At 37.3% G+C, this 13,018-nt stretch carries 10 protein-coding genes; 5 read left to right on the top strand and 5 right to left on the bottom strand.

Annotated elements, in window-relative coordinates; all coding sequences use genetic code 11:
- Positions 1-3 precede the first annotated feature (3 nt).
- The 5 genes from sthA to AC07WY_RS06795 all read left to right on the top strand — a co-directional run bounded on the left by sthA (position 4) and on the right by AC07WY_RS06795 (position 4,540).
- Positions 4-1,419, top strand: coding sequence for a Si-specific NAD(P)(+) transhydrogenase (sthA, locus tag AC07WY_RS06815; RefSeq protein WP_004717049.1), 1,416 nt, complete (start codon positions 4-6; stop codon positions 1,417-1,419).
- Between the two features lie 140 nt (positions 1,420-1,559).
- Complete coding sequence (locus AC07WY_RS06810) at positions 1,560-2,627, top strand: 4-phosphoerythronate dehydrogenase (RefSeq protein WP_239045239.1); 1,068 nt, start codon at positions 1,560-1,562, stop codon at positions 2,625-2,627.
- Positions 2,624-3,598: an EF-P lysine aminoacylase EpmA gene (gene epmA / locus AC07WY_RS06805; RefSeq protein ID WP_494736033.1), complete on the top strand. Its 975-nt coding sequence runs from the start codon at positions 2,624-2,626 to the stop codon at positions 3,596-3,598. The genes AC07WY_RS06810 and epmA overlap by 4 nt, the downstream gene beginning before the upstream one ends.
- A gap of 99 nt (positions 3,599-3,697) precedes the next feature.
- Positions 3,698-4,168, top strand: coding sequence for a hypothetical protein (locus tag AC07WY_RS06800; protein WP_004717043.1), 471 nt, complete (start codon positions 3,698-3,700; stop codon positions 4,166-4,168).
- 30 nt (positions 4,169-4,198) lie between these two features.
- Positions 4,199-4,540, top strand: coding sequence for a hypothetical protein (locus AC07WY_RS06795; protein ID WP_004717040.1), 342 nt, complete (start codon positions 4,199-4,201; stop codon positions 4,538-4,540).
- A 49-nt stretch (positions 4,541-4,589) separates the two neighbouring features.
- On the opposite strand, the gene AC07WY_RS06790 is transcribed toward AC07WY_RS06795, so the two are convergent.
- The 5 genes from AC07WY_RS06790 to metF all read right to left on the bottom strand — a co-directional run bounded on the left by AC07WY_RS06790 (position 4,590) and on the right by metF (position 12,943).
- Entirely contained in the window at positions 4,590-5,831 is a 1,242-nt protein-coding gene (locus AC07WY_RS06790) for a multifunctional CCA addition/repair protein (RefSeq protein ID WP_494736032.1), read from the bottom strand.
- A gap of 113 nt (positions 5,832-5,944) precedes the next feature.
- A complete protein-coding gene (locus AC07WY_RS06785; protein ID WP_004717035.1) occupies positions 5,945-8,215 on the bottom strand; it encodes an NADP-dependent malic enzyme in 2,271 nt (756 codons plus the stop codon).
- Positions 8,216-8,352: 137 nt separating this feature from the next.
- Entirely contained in the window at positions 8,353-11,214 is a 2,862-nt protein-coding gene (locus AC07WY_RS06780; protein WP_494736031.1) for a sensor domain-containing protein, read from the bottom strand.
- A gap of 136 nt (positions 11,215-11,350) precedes the next feature.
- Positions 11,351-12,070: a 16S rRNA (uracil(1498)-N(3))-methyltransferase gene (locus AC07WY_RS06775; protein WP_419337947.1), complete on the bottom strand. Its 720-nt coding sequence runs from the start codon at positions 12,068-12,070 to the stop codon at positions 11,351-11,353.
- Between the two features lie 36 nt (positions 12,071-12,106).
- Positions 12,107-12,943 (bottom strand): methylenetetrahydrofolate reductase [NAD(P)H], encoded by an 837-nt coding sequence (gene metF, locus AC07WY_RS06770; RefSeq protein WP_494736030.1) that lies wholly within the window; start codon positions 12,941-12,943, stop codon positions 12,107-12,109.
- Between the last annotated feature and the right edge of the window lie 75 nt (positions 12,944-13,018).

Raw genomic sequence — 13,018 nt, 5'->3', positions numbered from 1 at the left:
TGAATGCCACGTAAGAAAGAAGTCGTTAGTGGGAAATTTGTGAAATACGATGCGGTCGTACTTGGCTCTGGTCCTGCTGGTGAAGGCGCGGCAATGAAGCTTGCTAAATCGGGTAAGCGTGTTGCAATTGTAGATATTCGTGAGCAACTTGGTGGTAACTGTACCCATGTCGGCACCATCCCAAGTAAGGCTTTACGTCAAACAGTTTCAAGTATTATCCGTTACCAACGTGATCCAATGTTTAAAAAAGTAGGGGATTGGAAACAATTCACTATGAAGCAAGTTTTGCGTAATGCGCATAAAGTGATTCAACAGCAAGTTGATACCCATTCACGTTTTTATGACCGTAACCATATTGATGTATTTCACGGTCGCGCATATATCCAAGATAAAAATACGGTGATAATTTTTAGCGAAGATGGTGTTAAAGAAACTTTAGTTTTCAAACAGCTTGTGGTTGCCACAGGTAGCCGTCCTTATCACCCACAAGGTTTAGACTTTAATCATCCGCGTGTATTTGATTCAGATAAAATTTTAGATTTGGATTATCCAATTCATAAAATTATCATTTATGGTGCGGGTGTAATTGGTTGTGAATATGCATCTATCTTTATTGGCTTAGACCATAAAGTTGACTTGATCAATACACAGCATCAGCTGCTCAGTTATCTCGATGATGAAATTGCTGACGCGTTGTCTTATCACTTACGTGAACAAGGCGTGTTGATGCGTCACAATGAGCAAATTGATCATTTAGAAACGTTTGATGATCATGTGGTCTTGTATTTGCAAAGCGGTAAAAAAATTAAAGCTGATGCCATTCTTTGGTGTAATGGTCGTTCAGGAAATACCGATGGTTTAGGTCTTGAAAATGTAGGCATTACACCAAATAGCCGTGGGCAACTTGCGGTAAATGACCAATATCAAACCGAAGTTGAAAATATCTATGCGGCAGGTGATGTGGTGGGTTGGCCATCTCTTGCTTCTGCAGCATATGACCAAGGTCGTTGCGCTGGTTCAAATATGAGCGGCGAAGAAAATGTTAAACCAGTGAAAGATATTCCAACGGGGATTTATACCATCCCTGAAATTTCATTCTTTGGTAAAACTGAAAGTCAGTTAACTGCTGAAAAAATTCCATATGAAGTTGGACAAGCATCATTCCGTCATTTGGCACGTGCGCAAATTACAGGGGATACAGTTGGTGAACTTAAACTGTTATTCCATCGTGATACCTTAGAGTTATTAGGTGTGCATTGTTTCGGTAATAATGCGGCCGAAATTATTCACATTGGACAGGCTGTGATGCAAAGTGGAAACAATACCATTAAGTATTTTGTTGAAACGACATTTAACTATCCAACAATGGCAGAAGCCTATCGTGTTGCAACATTGAATGGTATGAATCGTTTGTTCTAAACAAATATTCAGAATTAAAAACCCGTAAGTGATCTTGCGGGTTTTTTTATGCCATATTTAAAAGATTTGATGTGTGAACTGCATAGTCTTAAGTGGTTCAAAGGTTTATCATAGCGGCAGTTAAACTTGTGGATGACGCTATGAAAATTGTTGCAGATGAAAATCTAGCATTTACTGAATATTTCTTTTCAGAATTCGGAACCATTCATCAAGCAGCAGGACGCAATTTGACTCATCATGATGTGAATGATGCAGATGCGTTATTGGTACGCTCTATAACAAAAGTCAATGAACAGTTGATCCAAGATACAGCACTAAAATTTGTCGGTAGTGCAACCATAGGGACAGACCATTTAGATATTCCAGCATTAGAAAAGCATCAAATTGCATGGTCAAATGCAGCTGGTTGCAATGCACAAGCCGTTGCAGAATATGTCATCACGGCTTTACTGTATCTCAATCAGGATTTTCTAGATTTAGGGAAAAAGTTTACTTTAGGCATTATTGGTCTAGGCAATGTGGGAACACGATTAGCATATATGGCTCAGTTGTTGGGCTGGAATGTAATTGGCTATGATCCCTTGGTACAACGAGAAAATGTTCAGCAAGTTGAATTTGACGCCTTATTAAAGAAAGCCGATGCGATCAGCATACATGTGCCTTTAACCCAAACAGGGCCGTTTGCAACACATCATTTAATCAATGCTGATGCATTGGCGCTAATGCAGCCTGAAACCATCTTAATTAATTCAGCGCGTGGTGCTGTTGTTGAAGAAGCGGCATTAATGGCAGATATCTTAAAAACACGTCGTAAAGTGGTGTTGGATGTTTTTGAACATGAGCCTGAGATTTCACAACGTCTATTGGATTTAATTACAATTGTGACGCCACATATTGCGGGTTACAGTTTGGAAGGTAAAGCACGTGGTACTCAGATGATTTATGACGCATTTTGTAAAACATTTGCCTATACTGCACATAAGAAATTTGAATCACAATTACCTGCATGTGAACAATATTTTTATGGCAATAACATTAAACAAACGCTAAAAAAATACTTAGCTGAAATTTACAATATTCAGCGAGATGATGAAAATTTAAGAGATTGCTTAAAGGACGGTAAGGTGGATCAAAAAGCTTTTGATTACCTTCGTAAAACTTATCCTTTGCGCCGTGAGTGGGCTGCTCATGGAGGGCCAAAAGCATGAGCATAGATTTTAAACCGACTTGTGATATTCAGGCGCTTAAAGCACGAGCAAAACTCTATAGACAAATTCGCCAATTTTTTATTGAGCGTGATGTTTTAGAGGTTGAAACTCCGATCTTGTCTCAAGCAGGTGTAACTGATGTCCATCTGGCTTCTGTACAGGCTCAGCGTCATCTACATGGCAAAAAACAAACGCATTATTTACAAACTTCACCAGAGTTTGCCATGAAGCGTTTATTGGCGAGTGGCAGTGGTGCGATTTATCAAATTTGTAAAGTTTTTCGAGATGATGAACATGGGCGTAAGCACAATAGTGAATTTACCATGTTGGAATGGTATCGTCCGCAATTCAGCTTGAAAGATTTGATGCTAGAAGTCACTGATTTATTAAATGTGGTTTTGGCTGAACGTTTTGGTGAAGTTCGACCAACCGTGCTCAGTTATAAACATGCATTTATCGATCGTTTAGACTTGAATCCACTGCAAGCAACATTGCAACAATTAAAAGATGCAGCACACCGTGTAGGACTTAATCTAGATTTGGGTGATGATCGTTTAGCCTATATTGATTTGTTATTTTCTCATATGGTTGAGCCAAGTTTAGGTTTTGATACGCCGGTATTTTTAACTGATTTCCCCCCAGAATTGGCCTCGTTGGCAAAGACTAAATTGGATGAGGATGGTGAGTTCGTTGCTGCACGTTTTGAGCTCTATATCGAAGGGTTAGAACTTGCCAATGCCTATGATGAGTTAATTGATGCTGAGGTTTTGCGTAGTCGTTTTCAAACAGATAATGCAGAGCGTGAAAAGCTGGGCTTATATGTAATGCCCATCGATGAGTATTTGCTCGCTGCTTTACCGAATATGTCGGAATGTGCGGGTATAGCTTTGGGGATTGACCGTTTGTTAATGGTGGTAATGAACCAAATGAAGTTGGAAAAGGTGATTACATTTCCTGCGGATGTGTCGTAGTTAATTTAGCATGCCTAGTTAGCTTTTAATTAGGTATGCAATAATGCGTTGATTAATATATGATTATTTGAATAAAACAAATAATTAAAGAATGACCGAATGAAACCATATTTTATACAAGATGATGATGCAAATTACTTAAATCCAGATTATATTTTTGATATCTTTGTTGTGAAAATTTCTAATTTAGCCTCTTTTTTTGTATTATCAAGCATAAAAGAGGCTAAAAATAATGGAGGATTAGAGAGTAAAAAATCAATAGATACTCTTGATGTGCGTAGTTGGATGAATAACTTTATTTGTTTATATCCAAAATTTGATTTGATTTCTGATACATATAAATGCGAAAACAAAGAGCTATTTGCATTTGAAATGTCTGATCTAATCCATACAGAAATACATACAGCATTGGATAGGGATAAAATTTCACATATCAACTCTATTTATGAAAACAATACTTTTAAGTATTTTGAGATCATCTATATAGATTCTGATCAAGCTACTATCAGAGAATTTGAATCAGAAGAATTAGCACAAGCTTGGATAAATGAGAATTTTGCGATTATTTAAATATCAGTAAAATGATTAAAGGAGTCGATTATGAGTTTTTATACAGAATTACATATACACAATAATGACTTTGAAGAAATTGATATCTCTAAGCATAAGCAGAAAATTCTTGAAATTTTAAAAGAAGATGCTATTCATGAGGATGTGTATGTTGATTTACTGAATGCTTTTAGCAAGGGAAAAGCAGATTTTGCAGTTCATTCACTTTATCTATTTGAATTATTAGTGAAAATTGTACCGTTATTACCTCAAGCAAGTTTTGAAAGCCGAGGTTTAGGTGAAGAATTCTTTTTCACATGGATACTCTGTGTAGAAGACGGAAAAATTATTTATAGAAATGAGCCGTGGAATACCCCAAACCCTTTTAGCTAAGCATTTTGAATTTATAAAAAAACGCCTCTCATTACTGAGAGGCATTTTTTTATACCGTATGATGATGATGACCTAACTCATGCTTTAAATCAGCAATCGCTTCAATACGTTTTTGAATCAACATTTCACCGATATCTGGACCTTGAATATCTGAGGGTAAATCCGATGCTTTAATCGTGCGTACAGTTTTCATTGCATCTAATAGGTAATGCGCTTGTGGGTATTCGCGATTTTCTAAACCTAAACGGCCTTTAGCATCACATTCACAGGCTTGTGCAAAAGCTTCAACACGCTCAGGACGACGTAGCACATCTAAACGCTGTAATAAACGCCATAAGGTGCCTGGTTTTAAGGTAAAAGCCTGATGACATTTTAAATGTTCTTTACATACTGCTAGAGCAAGCTGTTTTGTTTGAGTGGGCACACGTAAACGATCACATACATCTGTGACAGGCTGAATCCCACGTTCTTCATGCATGATATGACGAGGTAATTCATCTTTCGGTGTTAAAGCTTTGCCCAAATCATGTACCAATACAGCAAAACGAACATCTAAAGAATAATTGGCTTTACATGCTTGCTGTAAAGACATCAGTGTATGAATACCGCAATCAATCTCAGGATGATATTCAGGTCGTTGTGGAATGCCAAACAGGGCATCTATTTCAGGAAAGAGTACTTTTAATGCACCACACTCACGTAACACTTCAAAGTAAACATCTGCATGACGTTCCATTAAAGCACGAGAGGTTTCTTTCCAAACACGTTCAGGTGTCAGTGCTTCTAATTCACCAGATTCAGCCAGTTGACGCATCAATGCAAGTGTTTCATCAGCAATACGAAAACCATATTGTGCATAACGAGCAGCAAAACGAGCCACACGTAGTACGCGTAACGGATCTTCTGCAAAAGCGTCTGAAACGTGGCGTAGGATTTTATGTGCTAAATCATCTTGTCCATGATAGGGATCATACACTTGACCTGCTTCATCCATCGCAATGGCATTGATGGTTAAGTCACGACGAATTAAATCCTCTTCCAAGGTGACATCTGGATCGGTAAAAAACTCAAATCCATGATAACCGTGTCCCGATTTACGCTCAGTACGGGCTAGGGCATATTCTTCTTTTGTTTGGGGATGTAAAAACACAGGGAAATCTTTCCCAACGGGTTGATAACCTTGGGCAAGAAGTTGCTCTGGCGTGGCGCCAACAACAACATAATCCTTTTCGTGATAGGGATGACCGAGTAAATGATCTCTAACGGCACCGCCTACTAAATAAACTTGCATGAAAAAACCTCTATTCTTACTGCCATCATGCATCAGAATAGAGGTTTTCTCAAGTACAGAACTTGAGTGATTGACTAAAGTTCTGCGGTATTGATGTTAAATTGACTTCAAGCTTAGCCTTCAGCTTGTTGAATCTCAGCAACGGTTAAAGCTGTCATATTAACCAAACGACGTGTTGTCGCTGTAGGTGTTAAAATATGCACAGGTTTAGCAGCACCAAGCAAGATAGGACCAATAGTCACATTATTGCCTGATGTTGATTTTAACAAGTTGAATGAAATATTTGCCGCATCAAGATTTGGCATAATCAACAAGTTCGCTGAACCTTTGAAGCGTGAATTTGGGAATGCAAAATGACGAATATTTTCATCAAGTGCAGCATCTGCATGCATTTCGCCATCTACTTCTAATTCAGGTGCGATTTCAGTCAAGATTTCAAATACTTTACGCATTTTTTGTGCACTTGGATCATTTTGATCTGAACCAAAGCTAGAATGCGAAAGTAATGCAACTTTTGGCGTCATACCGAAACGACGAACTTCTTCAGCAGCTAAAATAGTCATTTCAGCAAGCTGTTCAGCAGTCGGGTTAGTATTTACATAAGTATCAGCCATAAAGATATTGCGATCTTCAAGCATCAATGCATTAAGTGTAAAGAAGTTATTACGACCTTCTTTTAAACCAATCACATTTCTCACAAAGTCTAAATGGATATCATAACTTGCATAAGTACCACATAGCATACCATCTGCAAGACCATGACGAACCAACATTGCTGCGATTAAGGTAGAACGACGACGTGTTTCACGTTGTGCATACTCAGGTGTTACACCTTTACGTTGCATCAAGTTGTAATAGTCATCTGCAAACTTATCGTAATCAGGATTTTTTTCTTGATCTACGATGGTAATATTTACACCATGTTCAAGACGTAAACCTAATTTCTTGATATTCGCTTCAATGACTGCAGTACGGCCAACCAGAATAGGTTGTGCCAAACCTTCATCAACTGCGATTTGAATCGCACGTAATACACGAAGATCTTCACCTTCCGCATAAGCAATACGTTTAGGCGCTGTTTTCGCTTGTGCAAAAATTGGTTTCATCATCAATGCTGAATTATAAACAAATTCAGATAGACGTTGACGATAAGCCGAGAAATCCGCAATTGGGCGACTTGCAACACCTGAATCCATTGCAGCTTGTGCAACAGCCGGAGCAATTTCAAGAATTAGGCGTTGATCAAGTGGACGTGGAATTAAGTAATCACGACCAAATGATGCAGATTTTTCACCGTAAGATGCAGCATCCGCTTCAACATGTGCCATACGTGCAATTGCATGTACACAAGCAATTTTCATTTCTTCATTAATCGTCGTAGCGCCAACATCTAGTGCACCACGGAAGATATAAGGGAAGCAAAGCGCATTGTTTACTTGGTTCGGATAATCTGAACGACCAGTTGCCATGATTACATCTGGACGTACTTCATGCGCATGTTCAGGTAAAATCTCTGGATCTGGGTTTGCCAATGCAAAGATGATTGGATCAGCCGCCATAACTTTAACCATTTCTTTGGTTAAAATGCCTGCCGCAGAAAGGCCAAGGAACATATCGGCATCTGCAATCACATCTGCAAGTTGAGTACCCTCAATATCTTGCACATAACGCTTTTTAGACTCGTCCAAGCCTTCACGTTTAGTGGTCAATAAACCGCGTGAGTCAGCAACCACGATATTTTCTTTTTTAGCACCAATTGCACACAGCAAGTCTAAACAAGAAAGTGCCGCAGCGCCTGCACCTGAAGCAACAATTTTGATTTCGTCAATTTTTTTGCCATTCAATTGCAAAGCATTGAGAAGGGCTGAACCTACGATAATTGAGGTACCGTGTTGGTCATCATGGAACACAGGGATTTTCATGCGTTCACGAAGCTTTTGCTCAATATAAAAACACTCTGGTGCTTTAATATCTTCGAGGTTAATACCACCAAAAGTAGGTTCTAAAGCCGCAACGATATCAACAATTTTGTCAGGATCATTTTCAGCAATTTCAATATCAAAAACGTCTACACCAGCAAACTTTTTAAATAATACGCCTTTGCCTTCCATTACAGGCTTAGATGCTAATGGACCAATATTACCTAGACCTAAAACGGCTGTACCATTACTGACCACTGCAACCAAGTTGCCACGAGCAGTATAAAGCGCTGCTTTTGAAGGGTCTTTTTCAATTTCTAAACAAGGCGCTGCCACACCTGGTGAGTAAGCAAGCGCAAGGTCATGTTGATTGACAAGTTGCTTACTTGGCGTAACGCTAATTTTTCCTGGTGTTGGAAATTCGTGATAGTAAAGGGCTTGCTGTTTTAAAGATTGATCATCCATCTGAATCTCGATTATTACATGTTCCAGCGAGGCTGGTGGTTTGACTAAATTTCATCGAATATAACATTTGTTGAGCGATACCGACAGTCAAAAAATAGTTATTTCAAACAAAGTAATAGATATAAAGTCTAAAAAAATTAACAAATCTTTATAAGTTTATGCTGTTCCAAATATTTTGTGCTGTCCGCAGATGACAATGCTTTGGAAAAGTAAAAGCCTTGTAAAATATAACAACCGTGTTTTTGTAAAAATAACGCTTGTTCTTTAGTTTCAACGCCTTCAGCGACCAAGGTAATGCCGATTGCATTGCCCATAGCAATAATCGCATTGACGATTGCTTCGTCTTTTTCTTGGCCAATTTTTGAAATAAAAGCACGATCTATTTTTAAGATATCAAAAGGATAACTGGTTAGATAAGCTAAAGATGAGTAGCCTGTTCCAAAATCATCCAAAGAAATCGAAATATGGCGATCTTTTAATTGTTGTAGGAGAAAATTAACTTCTTCTGACTTATCAAACAAAGACGATTCAGTGAGTTCTAGTTCAAGCATATCACCTGAAATATTATATTTTTTAAGGGCGTAGTCGATATCTTTAACCAACTGCCCACGGTAAATTTGTTGTGCCACAATATTGATCGATACCCTAAAATGATCAAAACCAAGGGATTGCCACTGCTGTATTTGCTTACAGGTTTCATGTAATACAATTAAACCAATATCTGAAATGAGGCTGGTTTCTTCAGCAAGCGGAATAAAAATGTCTGGCAAGATATAACCCAAAGTTGGATGTTGCCAACGGACTAATGCTTCAAAACCATAAATACGTTGAGTTTTAACACAGATTTTAGGTTGATAATGTACGGTCAGTTCTTTGTGCTTTATGGCTTTTCTTAATTCGTTTTCTAAGTTGATCCCTTGATTGAGCAACGGCGTTTTTTTGTTTGAATAAAAATATACGGTATTTCCACCTAAACGCTTGGCTTCGTGTAATGCTGATTCTGCATGACCATTGAGACTGTCGAGCTGTAAGCCATGCTCTGGATATAGCGCAACGCCAATAGAAATGGTGATGGTTTGTTCTTGTTCATTAACATCAAAAGGTTGTTTAAAGGCATCTAAAATATGTTGTGTATGTTGATGAATATTGATGTTATTGCTACTTAAATTATAGATCACTGCAAAATCATCATTATTTAAATAAGCGATCAAAGAGGCATTTGGACAACATAATCTTAATCTGTGAGCGACTTGTTTTAATAATTCATCACCTTCTTTATGGCTCATAAATTCATTGAATAATTTAAAACGGTCAATGTTGATACGTAAAACCGCAAAATTTTTAAATGAATCAGAATAGTGAATTAAATAATTATGCAGTTGTTGTTTGAAATAAAAGCGATTTGGTAAATCGGTTAGGATGTCATAATGTTCTAAATACGAGAGTCGTTGTTCTTGTTTTTTACGATCAGTTAAATCGGTAATAATACCGACATAGTTGGAAAATTTATTTTTTTCATCATAAATTGCATTGATGTGTACCCAGAGTGCAAGTTTTTTTCCTGAGGTAAAATCAATCTGCAATTCAGACTCAAATTCTCCTTTTTGAATTAAACTTTGAGTAATCACATTATACATTTGTTGGGTACGAGAATTATTATTGATTGTGATATCAAATAGATGATTTCCAACAATATTATGTTGTTTATAATCTAAGAGTTTTTCAAAATAAGGGTTTACTTCTAAGTAGCATAAATTATTATCTAAAATGAAAACACCTTCAGCCACTTGAGCTAATACATTTGCTGCGAGTTTTAGCTTTTCTTGGTCAGTCTTTTCTTTTTGAATATCGCGTTGGATTCCCACCATTCTAAGCGGTTTGTTATTAATGTTTTTAGAAACCACTTTGCCAATGTCTTGAATCCAACACCATTGACCATCTCGCTTAACACGGTAGATTGCCTCAAAGCGCTCAGTTTTGCCTTTGAGATGTTGTTTCAGGATGGTTTTATAATTGACAATATCATCAGGATGAACATATTCATCTACGCTATTGTGTTTTAGATTGAGTTGCTTGAATTCTGCACCGCTTTTTGAGTCGGAAATCTCAAAAGTTCTTTTTTCAATATTCCAGACCCAAGAATGAATACCCGCTGTTTCATGGGCAAAAGCTAAATTGGCTTGATGATTTTCTAAGCGGTCATTCATCTGTTTAAAATCGAAAATTCGTTCTTTTACTTTTTGTTCTAATAAATGATTATGTAACTGCAATTCACTTTTCATGACCTGTGTTTTTGAGATTTCATTTTTAAGTTGTATTTCTAAGCCTTTATAATTTGCAAGTTGTTCTTGTGATTGCTTAAATAAAAACTTATTTTTCAGATCTAATATTTCAGAATTAATATAAATTTTATGTGAAGCATAAGTGCTAAAGAATAATAAAGAGAACCAAACAATGAAAATAGTGCTATAGATTTCATTGGTATTTTGAGGGAAAAGCAGGGGGAGCGTGAGCACCGGAATTGCAGAAGGAACAAATAAAGCAATAAAATAACTAAATCTTTGGTTGAGAAAATTCATTGCTAAAACATATGAAAAACTCAGCAAAAAGCTAGATAACAGAAATGAAAAAAATGGGTCAACTACATTTGGCATCATCATAAATTCTAAATTGATGATATAAACGCCAATCCCAAATAAGCTTCCTAAGATCAAACAAGAAAACTGAAAGAAAAGATCAATATGTTTAAATACTTGAACTTTATTTTGTTGTAACAGATAGGTAGAAGACAAAAATCCCGATAATATAAATAAAACAGTCAGAATAAACCAACCGCTTAATAATTCAGAGGAGGTCTTAAATAAGTAAAGATAAATTAAAGCGTCACAGATACACGTAAAAAATACCCAAATAAAAAATATCCGGATATCTTTGATTATCTTTCTGATGTTCGACGAATTCACATCATATGAAAGAAGCTCTTCCTGAACATCATTCATTAGCGCTTGCACCTCTGCTATTTTTAGAATGTGTAGGTTTAACGGAGCAACTATTTAAAATTTGCTAATTAATAGTTTCTTTGGAATTAAAATACTGTGAAATCATCCAATTTGCAATTATTTTACATGACATACATCACTTTTTAAAGCTTTGATAATTCAAAATTGATAATGCAACTACAGGTGCTGTTTCAGTTCTTAAAATACGATCACCGATGCACCAATTTTTAAATCCATATTGGTTGGCCTGATCAATTTCGGCTTCATTTAAACCACCTTCAGGGCCAATTAAAAGGGCAATATCTGGGCTTATGTCTTTCAGTACATCTGTCTGCTCTTTTTCAGGCGCAAGGACAAATTTACTCTGCGGTAATTCAGTTTTGATCCATTCATTTAGACTTAATGGCGCTAAAATCTGCGGAACAAGATTCATACCACACTGTTCACAAGCTGCAATCGCTATACCTTGCCAATGATCTAATTTTTTTTGATCTCGATCATATTTTAAACGCATTTCACAACGTTCTGATGTGAGCAGTTGAATTTGAGATACGCCCAATTCCACAGCTTTTTGAATCGCATAATCCATACGATCGCCCTTACTCATGACTTGTCCAAGTAGCGCTGTAAAAGCAGGGGTACGATTATCTGGATTAAATGAATTGACTAAAACAGAAGCAGATTTTTTAGCGACTGCTGTTAAAGTCACTTCATATTCACCGCCTTGTCCATTGAACAAGGTGGCTTTTTCACCCACTTGTGCACGCAATACTTTGACCCAATGATGAAATACTGTTTCAGTGAGTTCAACCGTAGTTTCGACAGCTAAATCAGTTTCAATATAAAAACGGGGCATGCAGTTTTACTCACAAGTTGATGATGCAATTTTGATTTAAGCTAAACCGAGATCAAGTACCAATTGGCGGTTTGGCTCAGTATGATTCATGCTATAGAAATGCAAACTTGGTGCACCTCCTGCAATAAGGCGTTCACACAGTTTGATCACAACTTCATGTCCAAAGGCTTTGATACTTGCAGTGTCATCACCATAGGTCGCAAGTTGCTTACGAATCCAGCGCGGAATTTCTGCACCTGTCCCATCTGCAAAGCGGATTAAATTGCTTGCATTGGTAATAGGCATAATTCCTGGCGCAACAGGAATATCAATTCCTTGTTTTTGGATACGCTCTACAAAATAGAAATAGGCATCTGGATTAAAGAAAAATTGAGTGATGGCTGCATTTGCACCAGCTTTGACTTTTTCTGCAAAGTGCTTAATGTCTGCATCAAAGTTGTCAGCTTGTGGGTGCATTTCAGGATATGCCGCAACTTCAATTTTAAAATGATCACCTGAGTGTTCACGAATAAAACGGACCAAATCAGCTGCATAAGGCAGTTCACCTAGGCCGACTTGACCAGAAGGTAAATCACCTCGAAGCGCAACAATACGATCAATCCCTTGAGCTTTATAGATATCGAGTAATTCAGCAATACGTACTTTGTCATCACCAATACATGAAAGGTGAGGGGCAACAGGTGTGCCTTTACCATTAAAGTCAGCAATTGCGGCTAATGTACGTTCACGCGTTGAACCACCAGCCCCATAAGTAATTGAGAAAAACTCAGGATTTAAAAGCTGTAATTCTTGATGAACAAGCTTAAGTTTTTCCGCCCCTGCATCAGTTTTGGTCGGGAAAAACTCAAACGAAATTGGAACACGTTTGGTCATGGTTAAATCCTTTTTTATTCATACTTTTTAATTTGTTCTAACCTCTTCGAAGTCCTTTCCTAAAAGGAGAGGACT

This window comes from Acinetobacter sp. GW821-FHT01C12, assembly GCF_059422625.1.
This window is presented reverse-complemented; position numbering and strand designations above follow the sequence as displayed.